The organism is Mesobacillus jeotgali (assembly GCF_900166585.1).
Lineage (GTDB): Bacteria > Bacillota > Bacilli > Bacillales > Cytobacillaceae > Mesobacillus > Mesobacillus jeotgali_A.
Window position 1 is genome coordinate 162608 of record NZ_FVZC01000009.1, and the last position, 16001, is coordinate 178608.

Annotated in this window: 13 protein-coding genes; 8 read left to right on the forward strand and 5 right to left on the reverse strand. The window is 46.2% G+C overall.

Annotated features, from left to right (window positions below):
• Window positions 1-28 precede the first annotated feature (28 nt).
• The 5 genes from B5X77_RS10895 to B5X77_RS10915 all read left to right on the forward strand — a co-directional run bounded on the left by B5X77_RS10895 (window position 29) and on the right by B5X77_RS10915 (window position 4996).
• The gene (locus B5X77_RS10895; RefSeq protein ID WP_079508006.1) at window positions 29-1039 is read left to right on the forward strand and encodes a 3-oxoacyl-ACP synthase; all 1011 of its coding nucleotides are present in this window, start codon (window positions 29-31) and stop codon (window positions 1037-1039) included.
• Between the two features lie 7 nt (window positions 1040-1046).
• Window positions 1047-1949: an intracellular short-chain-length polyhydroxyalkanoate depolymerase gene (phaZ, locus tag B5X77_RS10900; RefSeq protein ID WP_079508008.1), complete on the forward strand. Its 903-nt coding sequence runs from the start codon at window positions 1047-1049 to the stop codon at window positions 1947-1949.
• A gap of 12 nt (window positions 1950-1961) precedes the next feature.
• Window positions 1962-2702: a 3-oxoacyl-ACP reductase FabG gene (gene fabG, locus B5X77_RS10905; RefSeq protein WP_079508010.1), complete on the forward strand. Its 741-nt coding sequence runs from the start codon at window positions 1962-1964 to the stop codon at window positions 2700-2702.
• A gap of 338 nt (window positions 2703-3040) precedes the next feature.
• Entirely contained in the window at window positions 3041-3373 is a 333-nt protein-coding gene (locus B5X77_RS10910) for a hypothetical protein (protein WP_079508012.1), read from the forward strand.
• 111 nt (window positions 3374-3484) lie between these two features.
• Window positions 3485-4996: a class I adenylate-forming enzyme family protein gene (locus tag B5X77_RS10915; RefSeq protein WP_079508014.1), complete on the forward strand. Its 1512-nt coding sequence runs from the start codon at window positions 3485-3487 to the stop codon at window positions 4994-4996.
• Between the two features lie 132 nt (window positions 4997-5128).
• Here the strand turns inward: B5X77_RS10915 and B5X77_RS10920 are convergent, their stop codons facing one another.
• Window positions 5129-6283: an MFS transporter gene (locus B5X77_RS10920; protein ID WP_079508016.1), complete on the reverse strand. Its 1155-nt coding sequence runs from the start codon at window positions 6281-6283 to the stop codon at window positions 5129-5131.
• A gap of 351 nt (window positions 6284-6634) precedes the next feature.
• Here B5X77_RS10920 and addB point away from each other — a divergent pair, with 351 nt between their 5' ends.
• The 3 genes from addB to B5X77_RS10935 all read left to right on the forward strand — a co-directional run bounded on the left by addB (window position 6635) and on the right by B5X77_RS10935 (window position 14459).
• Window positions 6635-10210, forward strand: a complete 3576-nt coding sequence (gene addB, locus B5X77_RS10925) for a helicase-exonuclease AddAB subunit AddB (protein ID WP_079508018.1) — start codon at window positions 6635-6637, stop codon at window positions 10208-10210.
• A gap of 1 nt (window position 10211) precedes the next feature.
• Window positions 10212-13994: a helicase-exonuclease AddAB subunit AddA gene (gene addA, locus B5X77_RS10930; RefSeq protein WP_079510196.1), complete on the forward strand. Its 3783-nt coding sequence runs from the start codon at window positions 10212-10214 to the stop codon at window positions 13992-13994.
• Window positions 13995-14150: 156 nt separating this feature from the next.
• Entirely contained in the window at window positions 14151-14459 is a 309-nt protein-coding gene (locus B5X77_RS10935; RefSeq protein WP_139378344.1) for an HNH endonuclease, read from the forward strand.
• Here B5X77_RS10935 and B5X77_RS10940 read toward each other — a convergent pair.
• The 4 genes from B5X77_RS10940 to gerPC form a co-directional block, all read right to left on the reverse strand.
• A complete protein-coding gene (locus tag B5X77_RS10940) occupies window positions 14456-14674 on the reverse strand; it encodes a spore germination protein (RefSeq protein WP_023615349.1) in 219 nt (72 codons plus the stop codon). The genes B5X77_RS10935 and B5X77_RS10940 overlap by 4 nt on opposite strands.
• 137 nt (window positions 14675-14811) lie before the next feature.
• Window positions 14812-15189 (reverse strand): spore germination protein GerPE, encoded by a 378-nt coding sequence (locus tag B5X77_RS10945; RefSeq protein WP_306807349.1) that lies wholly within the window; start codon window positions 15187-15189, stop codon window positions 14812-14814.
• Window positions 15186-15371, reverse strand: coding sequence for a spore gernimation protein GerPD (locus B5X77_RS10950; RefSeq protein ID WP_079510198.1), 186 nt, complete (start codon window positions 15369-15371; stop codon window positions 15186-15188). The genes B5X77_RS10945 and B5X77_RS10950 overlap by 4 nt, the downstream gene beginning before the upstream one ends.
• Window positions 15371-15985 carry a spore germination protein GerPC gene (gerPC, locus tag B5X77_RS10955; protein ID WP_257391789.1) on the reverse strand — a complete coding sequence of 205 codons (615 nt, stop codon included), beginning with the start codon at window positions 15983-15985 and terminating at the stop codon, window positions 15371-15373. The genes B5X77_RS10950 and gerPC overlap by 1 nt, the downstream gene beginning before the upstream one ends.
• Window positions 15986-16001 lie beyond the last annotated feature (16 nt).

Consider the following 16001-nt stretch of genomic DNA (forward strand, 5'->3'; position numbering starts at 1 on the left):
AAAGCCATGTGCAAGGAGGACTGAACAAGTGCAAATCGGGATTGTCAGTACGGGAATCTATATTCCCGAGACATATATAACTGGGGCGGAAATTGCTAAGGCAGCAGGAATTCCCGAAATGGTTGTGGAAGAAAAGATGGGAATCAAGAAAAAGCCTGTTCCCGGTCCTGAAGACCATACATGTGAGATGGGAATCAAGGCTGCGAGAGAAGCAATCAGAAAAGCATGCATCGATCCGCTGGAAATCGATCTTGTGATCTATATCGGGGAGGAATACAAGGAGTACCCATTATGGACTGCTGGAATCAAACTGCAGGAGGAAATCGGCGCATTTAATGCCTGGGCCTTCGATACCGCATTGCGTTGCGGTACGACAGTCATGGCTTTGAAACTCGCCAGGGGAATGATGCTATCAGATCCTGATATCAAAACAGTATTATTGGCTGGCGGCTATCGGAACGGAGATTTTATAGATTACCAGAATCCGAGAACTCGGTTCATGTACAATCTCGGTGCCGGAGGCGGGGCGATTTTACTGAAAAGGGACCATCAGGAAAACCTTCTGCTCCAAACCGAAATCATCACTGATGGGTCTTTTTCCGAGGATGTTGTGGTTGTTGCCGGGGGGACAAAGAATCCAATCTCAGCAGAAAACCTGGAGCGGGGACTGAATCAGCTTGATGTCCTGGATCCTCAGGGGATGAAAGACAGGTTGGAGAATAAGTCGATGGCCAACTTCCTGAAAGTCATCCGCCAGTCTGTGGAAAAAAGCGGCTTTTCTGAAAAAGACATTTCTTATGTTGGGATGCTTCATATGAAGCGGTCTGCGCATGATTATGTTTTAAAGCAATTAGGGCTCGAGGAATCTAAATCAATCTATCTCGAAGACTATGGACACATCGGCCAGATTGACCAGATCCTGTCACTTGAATTGGCGGAAAAGGCAGGGAAGCTGAGGGACGGGAGTATTGTCGTCCTTGTCAGTGCCGGGATTGGCTATGCCTGGGGAGCAACAACAATACGCTGGGGGAAAGGGTGAAGCTGATATGGAAAGGACAGCTGTTGAATTGAAAAAGGTTGAATTGCCAAACGGTGAAAGTATTGCTTATCGGGAACGGGACGGCGGCGTGAAAAATGTACTGCTGATCCATGGAAACATGACATCGTCCAAGCATTGGGATGTGCTGATCGAGCAGATGAATCCTGATTATAAGGTTTATGCACTGGATTTACGAGGATTTGGGGGCTCCAGTTACCATAAGCCAATCATGTCCATCAAGGATTTTTCCGATGATGTAAAACTGTTTGTCGACGAAATTGGATTAAGGGATTTCGCCCTCGTTGGCTGGTCGACGGGTGGTGCCGTAGGAATGCAGTTTGCTGCCGATTACCCGGGCTATTGTGAAAAACTGGTGCTGCTTGCGTCCGCTTCAACAAGAGGATATCCATTCTTCGGTACAAGTGAGGAAGGCTTGCCTGATCTGAATAATCGCCTTACAACTTATGAAGATGTAAAGGCAGATACCGGAAAGACGATTGCTGTCCAGACCGCCTATGACGAGCAGAATAGAGGATTTTTAAAGGCGATGTGGAATATGTTGATTTATACTGAACGTCAGCCGGAAGCGGCGCATTACGATGAGTATGTCGAGGATATGCTGACCCAGCGCAACCTGGGAGAGGTCTATCATTCCCTTAATACATTTAACATCAGTGGTGTTGATAATGGTTTAGGGGTTGGAACAAACCAGGTGAAGGATCTCCGGATTCCTGTCCTTGTCCTCCGCGGTGACCGTGATCTTGTTGTCACAAGTAAGATGACAGAAGAGATAGTTGAGGATTTTGAAGGGCGTGCAAGATTTGTAGAGCTTAAGAATTGCGGCCATTCCCCGCTTGTGGATGATTTGGGCCAGCTAATAAGGCATATTGACGGATTTTTAGCAGAATAGGAAGGTGTTTTTATGAGATTGCAAGACAAAGTCGCGATCATTACAGGAGCCGCGAATGGAATAGGCCTTGCTGCAGCGAAAACCTTTGCCCGAGAAGGTGCACGGGTGGCAATGGCAGACTTTGATCAGGAGACAGGATCACAGCGTGCAGCCGAGCTCGCGGGAGAAGGCTATGAAGCAGCCTTTTTCCAGGTGAACGTAGCAGATAAGGATAGCGTTGATTCTATGGTTAAAGGCGTACTGAACCATTTCGGCAAGATCGATATATTGGTAAACAATGCAGGCATTACAAGGGACGGAATGCTGCACAAGCTCGCAGTTGAGGATTTTCAAAAAGTTGTTGATGTCAACCTTACAGGAGTGTTCAATTGTGCCCAGGCCGTTGTCCCCGCAATGGTCCAGCAAGGGTCAGGGAGAATTATCAACACTTCTTCAGTTTCCGGCATATACGGCAATGTAGGCCAGACAAACTACGCAGCAACTAAAGCAGGGGTCGTCGGGATGACGAAAACATGGGCCAAAGAGCTTGGGCGAAAAGGAATCAACGTGAATGCTGTCGCACCAGGGTTCATTGAGACAGGCATGACAGCGAAAGTACCCGATAAAGTGATTGAGCAAATGAAAATGCTCGTCCCGCTTGGCAGGTTGGGCTTGCCGGAGGATATCGCAGATGCCTATCTCTTCCTCGCCTCAGATGAATCAAAGTATGTAAATGGCACAACCCTCCATGTGGATGGCGGAATCATGATGTAATAATGAAAAAGCGCACCCGCTGCGCTTTTTTATATTGGGGTTAGAGACAACGGGAATTCCGCCAACCGTTGATAAAATCGAGCCAACCGTTAATAAATCTCTCTTAACCGTTGATAAAAAGTTTTAACCGTGGATAAAACTTCTCTAACCGGCAGAAAGTCACCCAACTGGCATTAAAGTCAATCCATCTGCTATGAAAACTTCTATATCCCTTTTAAATGAACCAAAAGTATCTTAGATATTTGTAATCATGGCTTTTAAATGCACCACACCGATATTTAATGGTTAACTTTTCGCCAAAAGTGGTAAATGGTATAAAAAAGATTGAGGTGCTGTACATGGAAGAGCAAAAGCAGAGGTATTATTTTAATATAGAGAGCGGCGAGGTGCTGGATACGCCAGCTGAGCAAGAGGGCCATTTATTTACCTTGTTTGCGACAGGAGAGGAAATCAAGGACCTTCGTGAATATCTGGAGTTGAACTATAAAGCGGACTGGGCGACCTACGGGAATTCCCATCTGCATCCTTTCAAGGATCCGGATCGGGAACATGCACAATATGATAATGCCTTGAAGGAAATTTACGCCATGGTTTACAGGCTGGGCGATGGCGAGGCGAGGGATCACGTAAGAGGAATGGGACTTTTAACAGAAGAAGAGCTGAATAGATAGTAAGGACAGAACACCACGGCCAAAGGCTGTGGTGTTTTTTTTTAGATGTAACTGCCCTGTAACTTCCATTATTTAAAATTAAACCCATCACGTCGAGAGGGAGAGATTACGGTGAGGTGGGAGCTCGATTGGCTAGAATCAAGGGCGAGTTTGACACCGGGGGCCGCAGCGATTGCTGACGCAGGTACGGATCAGGAATGGTCTTACAGTGAAGTCAATGCACGAGCTAAAGCAATTGCGGTATGGCTGCTGGGAAAGGGTGTCAATAAAGGTGACAGGGTTGCACTGCTCGCCCCGAACGGAATCAGTTATTTTGATTTATTGTTTGCATGCGGAAAGATTGGTGCTATTTTTGTGCCGCTGAACTGGAGGCTATCAGCAGATGAATTAGCCTTTATCATAAAAGATAGTGAACCAGCCCTGCTGGCGTTTCATTCAAAATTCACAAAAGAAGTAACGATGATCTGGAACGAAGCAGACCACTGCATCCAGATTGATGGCTCAGATTATCAGGCGCTTTTTTCAAGAAAACAGAGAATCCATCCTGTCTACCTGGACGAAGAAGACCCGCTGGCGATGATTTATACAGGCGGGACCACTGGAAAACCAAAAGGGGCAGTCCTGTCTCATCGTGCAATCATCTGGAACAGCATTTCCACTATCGCAAGCTGGAATCTGACAGAGGAAGACAGGACGATCACCTATTTGCCTTTATTCCATACGGGCGGCTTGAATGCCCTTTCGATCCCCATCCTGATGGCTGGCGGAACGGTGGTACTGGCAGACGAGTTTAACCCGGAAAAAGCCATTGAAAATTTAATCAAGCATAAGTGTACGATTGTCTTGTTTGTGCCGACAATGCATCACATGCTGGTAAAATCGGATGAGTTCCATGCAGCGGAATTCAACGATATGAAATTGTTTTTATCCGGTGGAGCTCCATGCCCGCTCGATATTTATGAAGCCTATAAGAAGAAGGGCATCGCTTTCAAAGAAGGTTATGGACTGACAGAGGCTGGACCGAATAATTTCTTCATTGATCCTTCTGAAGCCGATGTCAAAAGAGGCTCTGTCGGCAAACCAATGTTGTTCACATCAATCAAGGTCATAAAGGATGACGGAAGCGAAGCCCCCGCTGGAGAGGTTGGCGAGCTGGCAATACAGGGCAGGCATGCATTCTCCTATTATTGGAACAATGACAGCGCGACCGAAAATACCTTGAAAGACGGATGGCTTTATACCGGCGACCTTGCGAAGCAGGATGAAGAAGGTTATTTCTATATTGTCGGCAGGAAAAAGGAGATGATCATCACGGGCGGAGAGAATGTTTTTCCCCTTGAGATCGAGCACTGGCTTAGTTCACATCCTTGCATCCAGGAGGCCGCGGTAATAGGGATGCCAGATGAGAAGTGGGGTGAGGCCGTGACGGCATTCATTGTCCTTGAAAAAACGGCCATATTGTCCGAGGACGAGGTCAAAGAATATTGCCGGAAAAAGCTGGCTGGTTATAAAGTGCCGAAACAGGTTCTCCTCATCCGCCAGATGCCGAAGACACATGTCGGGAAGATTGATAAGAAGTATTTAAAGGAAATAGCAAATAAAGATCAGAATCCAGTCAGCTAAAAAAGGCATTAGGGAATATGTTCTGCTTTTAAGGAAAAAGTACCCGGGTTTGAGGAATGTATAGATTTTAAAGAGTATAGGAGAAGGAATCAGGAATATATGCCGGTATAAAACAACTCTGAACTAAGCATTTCAGCCAGCTTTCGCTGACTGGAATGCTTTTTCTTTTATGGAGATGCACAAAAAGATATTAAAGAAGAATAGAAGTGCCAATAGAAGCATGACTCCTTTAAACGGTAAAACAGCGGCAACAGGGGGAGCCAGGCTTGCGCCTGTCATAAGGACGAACGAATAAAGCGAAAGTGCTTTTGCCCGCTGGCTTCTGCCGTAAAACCCAATCATTGTGATGACGGTAGGGATGACCAGTGAGATAGACGAAACAAAAAAGATTGAAAGAATGACCAGGGCACCGGTTGTTTGAAGGAAAAGCAGGATGAATGCGCTCGAGGACCCAATGGCCAGCCCGAACATTAGTGTCCTTAGTTCTCCCCACCTGTCCATCAAAGTTCCCGTGAATAAAGAAAGGGTTGCACCTATTAATCCCACAAGCCTAATCAGCAAAAGGTCAGATGCAGGCCCGGCAAAAAACCTGCCGATTGCATCGTAGAAGGCGATGATGGCAAACAGGAGCGAAAAAGTGATCAAGTAGCACTTCATCAGCCGCGGCTCTTTTAATAACTGAAAAAATATCGTCACAAGCGGTTTTCGTTCGACAGAGTGTCCTGGTGATTCTTTCAGCAGGAAGAAGGCGGCTGAAAACAGGATGAAGTAGACTACAGCAAAGAAATAAAACACGGCATTCCAGGAGAAAGCCTCGGCAAGGAAAGCGCTGGCTACCTGGCCGAATATGCCGGCTATCAAAAAGCCGGTGTTGATCAGGACAACAAGGATGGTTCTCTGCCGGGCAGTGAAGAGGTCATATGAATAGGCAAAGGCAACCGAAGCGAAAGTAGCCAGTGCTAAACCCTGAAAAGCACGGGTAATCCACAAACTGAAGGAGCCAGTCGAAAATCCGACAGCACAAGTTGCAACTGCAGATGCCAGCAAGCCAAACACGAGTATCTTGCGGCGGCCGGTGTAATCAGATACAGGTCCAAATGAGAGGAGTCCGCAGGCATAAAAAAAGGTAAACAATCCACCGGCAATGACAACATGTGACTCAGCAATCCCCAGGTTCTCCGATAGTACCGAATAAATGGGAATCAGCGTATAAATATTGCTTGCGACCATGATGGCGCAAAGAGTCAGTAGAATCGAGGCTTTATGAAAAAAGCTAAATGGTTTCATTACATCACCTGCCCACCTGCAATATATGCAGATACCCAGTCTATTGAAGGTTGTTCACTCCTATTGAGAGAATCAGACTATGGGAAAAATTAACGGGCTCATTGCTTTCAAATCAGCCTGCAAAAAAGGTATAATGGTATACATACAGAACAATTGTTTGGCATACAAGGCGCACGGGGAAGAAGCGCCTTTTTCGAGTTAAAATGGCAGCTGTTTTCGAATAGCTTATTGTTTTTCTAATAGGTACTTGTCCTCCAACGAACTTAACTCACAATCAAACTCTTTAACTTATATGGAACAGCAATGACCAAAACAAAAGATTGTTATTTTACCAGAGAAAGGGGAAGTCAGATGTCTGTACGTTTAGTACTGGGGCGCTCGGGAAGCGGGAAAACCGAGCTGATCTTAAATGAAATTAAGGATCGACTTGTTTCCGACCCGCAGGGGAACCCGGTTATTTATCTTGTTCCGGAACAAATGTCTTTCCTGTCAGAATACAGATTATCCACAGATCCCGAGCTTGGGGGCATGATCAGGGCGCAGGTTTTCAGCTTTCCGCGCCTTGCATGGAGGGTGCTTCAGGAGACGGGCGGGTTTACACGCCAGCATTTGGATAGTGTCGGGGTCAGCATGATGATCCGAAAAATCATTGAAGACAAAAAAGAGGACCTTAAAATATTCCAGAAGGCTGCAGACAAAAATGGTTTTATCCAGCAGATGGAGCAGATGCTGATTGAATTTAAACGCTATGCAATCAATCCGGAAGAGCTTGCTGAAAAGATGTCTGAAGGCTCCCGAGGAAATCAGGCGTTAAATGATAAGATCCACGATCTAGAGCTTGTGTATCGCCAGTTCGAGGATGAATTATTCGGTAAATATATAGATTCCGAGGATTATTTCAGGCTGCTTGCCGAGAAGATTCCAGCTTCTGGATATCTGCATAATGCTGAAGTATATATAGATGGTTTCTACAGCTTCACACCTCTGGAACTGATGATCATAGACCAGCTGATTGGTACGTGTAAAAGAGTGACAATCGCGCTGCCGGTCGACAGGGATTTTAAGAATAACCCGCCAGACGAATTGCATTTATTCCGGATTACAGGAGAGACCTGCAAATCCCTGTATGACATAATTCGGACAAAAGGATATGAATTCGAGGAAAATGTCGTGTTGACTGAACAGAGACGCTGGCAGGACGAGTCCCTTAGACATCTCGAAAGGGAATTTGATTCAAGGCCGGCAGTTTCTTATTCCGGAGCGACATCAATCCATATTGCACAGGCAGCCAACAGACGTGCCGAGCTGGAAGGGGTTGCCCGGAAAATTCTTGGGCTTGCGAGAGAAGATGGCTACCGCTACCGAGATATCGCGGTTTTAATGCGAGGCAGTGAATACCGTGAAGTGTTGGAAACTATCTTTGAAGACTACGGACTTCCGTTCTTTATTGACCAGAAACGGAATATGCTCCATCATCCTTTGGTCGAGCTTGTTCGTTCAAGCCTTGAAACAGTCCTGGGGAACTGGAGGTATGAGCCCATTTTCAGGGCAGTGAAGACAGACCTATTGTTCCCTGAGGGTGCCAATCTGAATAGAATGCGTGAACAGATGGATGTGCTTGAGAATTATGTACTTGCCTACGGAATCCAGGGAGAAAAATGGACGAAAAAGGATCGCTGGAAATACCGGAGAATTCGTGGTTTGGAGTATGACAGTGTCGCCCAGACAGATGCAGAAAAGCAGACTGAACAAGAACTGAATGACCTGAGGCATCTGATTACGGCACCGCTTTTGAGAATGGGCCGCCGACTGAAACGTGCAGACACTGGCAGGAAGCTTTCTGAAGCAGTGTACCTCTTTTTGGAGGAGCTGGATATTCCCGCAAAGCTTGAAACATGGAGAATAGCAGCAGAGCAGGAAGGAAGGCTTGTTGAGGCGAGGGAACATGAACAAGCGTGGAATGCCGTGATCGACCTGCTCGATCAGTTCGTCGAAATGCTGGGAGACAGCAAGGTAGCACCAAAGCAGTTTGTTTCAATCCTTGACGCTGGTTTCGAGTCGCTGAAATTTTCCCTGATTCCCCCTGCAATCGATCAAGTCTTGATTGCGGATATTGAGAAAACAAGGCTGGCTGATGTGAAGGTCGCCTTTGTTATCGGGGTTAATGAAGGGGTTCTTCCATCCAAGATGGCAGAGGAAGGGATATTTGCTGACGATGACCGCGAGCTTCTGCAATCAAAAGGCATCAAGCTTGCCCCGAGCAGCCGCACGAAGCTGCTCGATGAGAATTTCATTGCATACAAGGCTTTCGTGACGCCTTCTGAGCAGCTCTACATTAGTTATCCGATAGCCAATGAAGAAGGGAAAGCCCTGATGCCTTCTTCGTTCATCAAACGAATTTCGGATTTGTTTCCAGGACATCAGACGCATTTCTTCCTGCCAGATCCGTCAGAACTGCCGGAAGCTCAGCAGCTTGAATATGCGGCTGGTGAAAATATTGCATTATCCTATCTGACATCCCAGCTACAGTTGAAGAAGCGGAATTATCCTGTCTATGATTTCTGGTGGGATGTGTACGATTATTATATGAAGAATCACCGCTGGGCGGATACAGCCCGGAAAGTTCTTTCAAGCCTGTTTTATGAAAATAGGACACAGCAGCTGTCAGAGGCAGTTACGAAGGAACTGTATGGGGATGAAATCCAGGCAAGTGTGTCCAGGATGGAATTATTCAATAGCTGTCCGTTCTCGCATTATGTTCAGCATGGGCTGAAGCTGAGGGACCGGCAGATTTTCCGGCTTGAGGCTCCCGACATCGGGGATTTATTCCATGCAGCACTGAAGGAAATCGCTGAAACAGTGATGGAGCAAAACCTTAGCTGGGCCAACCTGACAAGGGGGCAGGCTGAAGAGCTGGCAAGGGACGCTGTGCAAAAGCTGGCTCCTAAGTTACAGAATGAAATCTTGCTGAGCTCGAACAGGCATCATTATATCAGGCAAAAACTTCAGAACATCATCAGCCGTGCCTCGCTCGTATTAAGTGAGCATGCAAAGGTCAGCGGTTTCTCGCCAGTCGGCCTGGAGCTCGGGTTTGGACGCCAGGGAAAACTGCCGCCACTGGGATTCTCGCTTAAAAATGGTACGAAGATGGAGCTGATGGGGCGAATTGACCGGGTCGATAAAGCGGAGGATGATCACGGAGTATACCTGAGGGTAATCGATTACAAATCGAGCGTGAAGGATGTTAACTTAACAGAAGTCTATTATGGGGTGGCCCTTCAAATGCTAACCTATCTGGATATCATAATCACTCATTCTCCGTTACTTGTCGGAAAGCAGGCAGATCCTGCAGGGGTACTGTATTTCCATGTGCATAATCCAATTGTCAATGCATCGAAAATGCTGACGCTCGATGAGATTGAAGAGGAAATCCTTAAACGCTTTAAAATGAACGGCTTGCTTCTCAGCGATGAAAATGTCATCCGCCTGATGGACAAGGGTCTCGATACTGGAAACTCGCAGATCATTTCCGCAGGTTTTAAAAAGGATGGCAGCCTGTTGAAGAGTTCGAAGGTTGCCAGCCGGGAGGATTTCGACCTTTTGCGGAAATTTGTGCGCCATAAGTATGTGGAGACCGGCAACGGAATTGTCAGCGGAATCGTGGATGTTGCTCCATATAAGCTTAAGGACCGGGCACCATGCACATTTTGCTCATTCAAGCCTGTCTGCCAATTTGACCAGGCGACGGAAGCAAATGACTTCAGGAAGCTCCCTGTCATTAAAAAGGAGGACTTGCTGGAGTCACTCCGCCAAGATCAAAGCTTAAAAGTGAATGATGGTTTGACACCTGATTCTTCTAGGCTGGAAGAAATCAAGATGCTGGACCTGCTGTCAACAATCGGAGAGGAGGAAGAGGATCTTGGCTAGAATGAATATACCGCCAGTTCCGGAAGGCGCAACCTGGACGGAAGACCAATGGAAGGCGATCATGGCCACAGGGCAGGATATCCTTGTCGCTGCTGCGGCAGGTTCCGGAAAAACCGCCGTGCTAGTCGAACGGATCATCAAGAAAATCACTTCTGAAAACAATCCGATTGACGTAGACGAGCTGCTGGTCGTAACGTTCACGAATGCGTCCGCTGCAGAAATGCGCCACAGGATCGGCGAGGCGCTTGAAAAAGCCATCGACGGCAATCCTGATTCAACGCATCTGAAAAAGCAGCTGAGCCTGCTTAATCGAGCCTCTATTTTAACGCTTCATTCCTTCTGTCTTGAAGTCATCCGGAAATATTATTATCTGATCGACGTAGACCCGGGATTCAGGATTGCGGATGAAACTGAAGGCCAGCTTTTGCGGGACGAAGTAATTGAGGATCTGTTTGAAGAAGAATACGGTAAAGAGGATAATCAGCCATTTTTCAACCTGGTGGATGCATTTACGAATGACCGCAGCGACGAAGGGTTAAAAGACATTATTGTTGACCTGTTTGATTTTGCCAGGTCCAACCCGGCACCTGATGCGTATCTTGATTCGATTGTATCGATGTATGATGCAGCAGGAAGCAAAGCAATCGAGGAATTGCCATTCATGAAAGTGCTCACTGCGGATATAGAGCTTCAGCTCCAGGGAGCCAAGCAGCTCCTTGTAAAAGGGCTGGACATTGCAAGGATGCCAGGGGGACCTGCTCCGAGGGCTGTGAATTTCACTGAAGACCTTCACGTGATCGACACACTCCTGTCAGCCAAAAGCCAATCCTGGGTTGATTTATTTGAAGCGATTCAGCTTGCCAATTTTGGCAGGGCAAAAACATGCCGCGGCGATGACTTTAACAAGGACCTGGTGGATAAGGCTGCCAGACTACGTGATCGGGCAAAGAAAATTGTCCAGGATTTAAGAAGTGAGCTATTTTCCAGAAAGCCAGAGAGCTTCCTGAAGGATATGCAGGAAATGAGACCGTTGATCGCTGTGCTGATCGGCCTGGTTAAAGAGTTTTCCCGCCGGTTTGGAGAAGTGAAACAGGAGCGCGGCCTCGTTGATTTTTCAGATCTCGAGCATTATACCCTTGATATTCTGACAGCCAAAACAGCAGAAAAAAGTGGTTTATCTGTAACACCTTCGGAAGCTGCACTGGCCTATCGCCATAAGTTCAAGGAAGTACTTGTGGACGAATACCAGGACACAAACATGGTACAGGAAGCGATTCTTCAGTTAGTGACAGCTGAAGGAGAAGCAGCCGGCAACCTGTTCATGGTAGGTGACGTAAAACAGTCCATTTACAAATTCCGTCTTGCTGAGCCAAATCTGTTCCTTGGAAAGTACAATCGGTTTACGGCCGATGGCGAAGGGACTGGTTTGAAGATTGACCTCGCAAAGAACTTCAGGAGCCGGAGGGAAGTGTTAGACGGTACCAATTATTTATTCAAACAGATCATGGGCGTGAAAGTCGGCGAAATCCATTATGATGAAAATGCCGAGTTGAAAAAGGGAGCCCCATATCCAGAGGATGATTCTTTTCCTGTCGAACTGCTGCTGATTGATAAGGGGGAAGGAGCTTCATCAGATTCTGATTCGTCAGAAGACAGTGAGGCGGGTGACACTGAGTTTGATGCTGAAGACCTTGAACAGTCACAGCTCGAAGCAAGGCTGATGGCCAAGCATATCAAGGATATGGTAGAAGAGCGCAGAGGTGTCTATAACCCAAAAACGAAGTCATCCAAGCCTGTGAATTATCGTGATATCGTTATCCTGCTTCGTTCAATGACGTGGGCGCCCCAAATCATGGAGGAATTCAAGCAACAGGGCATCCCGATTTATGCGAATCTTTCAACCGGATATTTCCAGGCGACAGAGGTTGCTGTTATGCTTTCTTTGTTAAAAGTAATCGATAATCCATATCAGGACATCCCTTTGGCGGCTGTGCTCAGGTCTCCAATAGTCGGCTTGGATGAAGAAGAACTGGCTATCATCCGGATCAGCCAGAAAAGAGGTACGTTTTATGAGGCATTGACGGCATTCTGTCATCAAAAGCCGACACCAGAAAATGAAGCTCTCCATGAAAAGACCAGCCGTTTCTTTGAGGGCTTAAAAAAATGGAGAACTTCCGCGAGACAAGGTTCCGTATCGGATTTGATCTGGCAGCTATACAGGGAGACGAGGTTCTTTGATTTTGCAGGCGGAATGCCAGGCGGAAAGCAGCGCCAGGCTAATTTGCGGGCGCTTTATGATCGGGCCAGACAATATGAGGCAACAAGTTTCCGCGGCCTCTTCCGCTTCTTGCGCTTTATTGAACGGATGAGGGAGCGGGGCGATGACCTGGGCGCTGCAAGGGCACTTGGAGAGCAGGAAGACGTTGTCCGTATCATGACGATTCACAGCAGCAAGGGTCTGGAATTCCCTGTAGTCTTCGTGGCTGGGCTTGCCCGGAATTTTAATACAATGGATTTGAAAAAATTCTACATGCTCGATAAAGAATTTGGATTTGCGGCTAAATATATCAATCCCGAGAAACGGATTGCGTTCCCTTCCCTGCCGCAGCTGGCATTTAAACGGAAGCATAAAATGGAGATGCTTGCTGAAGAAATGCGTGTTCTCTATGTTGCCTTGACACGTGCGAAAGAAAAGCTGTATCTGATCGGTTCGGTAAATGATGCAGACAAAACGATCAGCACATGGCAGGATGAGGCAAGCAGCCCGGAATGGCTCCTGGATGAATACTTAAGGGCATCAGCATCAGGCTATATCGATTGGATTGGACCGGCGGTGATCAGACATAAAGATTGTGAGTCAATCAGGGCAAGTGAAGCGAGCCTTCACCCTTTACTCAGCGAAGATATAAGCTGTCATCCTTCCCGCTGGAAAATTGGGACAATCGGTGCAGAAGAAATCGCTTCATATTCAGAAGAAAAAAATGAAGAACAGGATGGTCTCATGGAGCTAGTTGCAGCAGGCCAGCCTGTAAATCAGGTTTCAGAACTGGCTGATAAAGTAAATGAACAGCTTTCATGGAATTATTACTTCAAAGATGCTGCCAGCCACCGTTCGAAACAGTCGGTAACCGAACTGAAGCGCAATCATGAAACAAGGGACGAGGAGAGCGGAACACAAATCGTCCGGCAGTTTACATGGCCGATCCTGAATAGGCCAAGGTTCATGCAGGAGAAAAAACTCACACCTGCAGAACGGGGAACCGCGATGCATATGGTTATGCAGCATATCGACCTTTCCGGATCCATCACTGAAGAGAGCCTGGAACAGCAGTTACAGCAAATGGTAGAGAAAGAGCTTTTATATCCGGAACAGAAAGAGGCAGTCGATAAGAAGTGGGTATTAGCCTTTTTTGAGACTGAAATTGGCAGGAGGCTTCTAGGGGCAAAGAAGGTCAGCCGTGAAGTGCCATTTTATCTTTCATTGCCGTCAAAAGAAGTTTATCCCGATTGGCAGGGAGAAACTGAACCTATTTTTATCCAGGGTGTCATCGACTGTATTTTTGAGGATGAAAATGGGACAGTTCTCCTGGATTTCAAGACAGATGGCATTCATGACCGCTACAAAGGCGGTTTCGAACAGGCAAGACCGATTTTGGAAGAACGTTATCGAATCCAAATAAGTCTTTATGCCAGGGCAATACAACAAATTTGGAGGAAGCCAGTTGAAGAGAAGTACCTATACTTCTTCGATGGCGGCCATCTTCTTGAAATGAATCAGCTTTAAATTAAAGGAACCGGTGGATTGCTTGCACGCAATCCTTACCGGTTTCTTTTTTTACAGCACTAATTTCCTGTTTGGGTAATTCCTAATTTTAAAAGTTGATTAGCAGAAACAAGGATGGGGAAATTACCAAGAGGGCATGCAGAAAGGGGGATTCCATTGGCCAGAAAAAAACAGATCAGCAGTTGTGAATTATGCTGCAGGGATGAGGTAGAGATAACGGTCCATCATCTGACACCTAAGGAAATGGGAGGGACTCTTATGCCGACCGCCAACCTTTGCATTCCCTGTCATAAACAGATACATGCTCTGTTCACGAACGAGGAGCTGGCAGCAGGCTTGAACAGTATAGAATTGCTTCGTTCCCATCCTGATCTGCAGAAATTTTTGCAATGGATAAAAAAGCAGCCCTCTACAAGGCTGCCGAGAATTTCAAAATCAAACGCTCGAAAACGTAAAAAGCGCTAATTATTACCTACTGTCGGCTGGTCGATCAGGTTGGCGTCAAGAACATTGCTGGCGCTAAGTCCGTTATTCGTGACAATGAAACCACCAGTATTGAACCCTCCCTGTCCAGCGACTGTTTTTGAATTGCTTTTTGGCGAGATGAACAGTGTGTCGCCAAACTGGACTGTCCCGCCGCCGACATTCAAGATTTGAACAGGACCTATTATTGCTGGCATTAAAAACATCCTTTTCTATGGTGATATTCACAACCAGTTGAAGTCATGAAGCCCAATTTATGCTGAAAAAGCCAATGAGGTATGGACAATAAGATGGGGCATTCGGCCTTAAGGAAAATAAGGCAATTGCAACTGTTTTATTCGGGGCGCGGCAGGAGCTGCCGGATGTGCTTTACCCTAGCCTCCATTGAAACATTGCAGCTATTGCCAAGATGTACAATGGAAGAAGAAGAGACCCCCAGAATATCTATACTCCCGACTTTTAAAACAGGGTTGATGTTATGCGTAAATATATTCACGTTTTCATAATCTGATTGAAATGGGATTGGCTCCAAAAAAACGGGAAAAGCGGCAAAATTCCCCTCATTACCATAAAAAATTTCTGCCTCTCTTTGAACTGCCAAAGCCCTGGAAAATGCCTGAATTTGCTGGGAGTCACCGATCTGGAACACCGAAGAAAATATGACCGAATCAATCTTTATCTGTTCAACACTTGCGGTTCTCTTTAACATCATGTTCTTACTTCCGGCGCGAGCGGTACAAAAGGCCCGATAATGAGTGACTCAGCTGGAGTATCGAATGTAGATGCAAGATTAATGGTATCAGCATCCCCAACCATTAGTAGCGAGGAGCTTGAAACGCCGATCACCCTGATGTTTCCTACACATATATCCCGGTTATAGACTTGAAAATTCATCATGAGTTCCCTTCCTTTACGTTATCTGGCAGGTTTTTGAGGAACAAGTATACTCCATTCTGGATTTCCTGCTTAAGGAGGTCAATAACTTGATCATTTATTTCCGAACTGAATTCACGATCATTTTGATTTGATTGACTCTCCTTTAAATGTGTCGAGACTCTGCCAGACAATTGTTTTTTGATATCTTCTTTTATGAAAGTGAAATAGGAATCATCGACGTGGATACCCAGCTTAGCTTTAGCATCCTGATAGATTTTCTCCAGATCAGTTTCAAGAAATTGATTCAATGCCGTTTCTATTTCAATTGTCCTTTTAAACATCTCTTTTGCAGGGTTTGGAACATTGACCGCTTTTTGATCGACGGAAAAATCATCAATTCCACTCAGATCAGCTGGGTTTAGACCTATATTCAATGTCCCTTCCAGGGTTTCAACTTTCAACTGGTCGAATTTGTACTCGATATTTCCAACTTGGACAGGAGGCCGTTCCTTCAATGCTGCTATTTGCTGCTGCATATCGAGAACTGCCTTTTCCAATTTGGCTATCTTTTTGCTTTGGTGCTCTACATATAAATGCATCTTCCTTACATAGTCATAAAATTCAGCATTCAAACGAATCACCTCGCCT

Coding starts and splice junctions, on each gene's coding strand:
- addB (WP_079508018.1), top strand. CDS start 6,635: ATGTCTGTACGTTTAGTACTGGGGCGCTCGGGAAGCGGGAAAACCGAG.
- addA (WP_079510196.1), top strand. CDS start 10,212: ATGAATATACCGCCAGTTCCGGAAGGCGCAACCTGGACGGAAGACCAA.
- B5X77_RS10945 (WP_306807349.1), bottom strand. CDS start 15,189: ATGATGTTAAAGAGAACCGCAAGTGTTGAACAGATAAAGATTGATTCG.
- B5X77_RS10950 (WP_079510198.1), bottom strand. CDS start 15,371: ATGAATTTTCAAGTCTATAACCGGGATATATGTGTAGGAAACATCAGG.
- B5X77_RS10910 (WP_079508012.1), top strand. CDS start 3,041: ATGGAAGAGCAAAAGCAGAGGTATTATTTTAATATAGAGAGCGGCGAG.
- B5X77_RS10920 (WP_079508016.1), bottom strand. CDS start 6,283: ATGAAACCATTTAGCTTTTTTCATAAAGCCTCGATTCTACTGACTCTT.
- phaZ (WP_079508008.1), top strand. CDS start 1,047: ATGGAAAGGACAGCTGTTGAATTGAAAAAGGTTGAATTGCCAAACGGT.
- fabG (WP_079508010.1), top strand. CDS start 1,962: ATGAGATTGCAAGACAAAGTCGCGATCATTACAGGAGCCGCGAATGGA.
- B5X77_RS10940 (WP_023615349.1), bottom strand. CDS start 14,674: ATGCCAGCAATAATAGGTCCTGTTCAAATCTTGAATGTCGGCGGCGGG.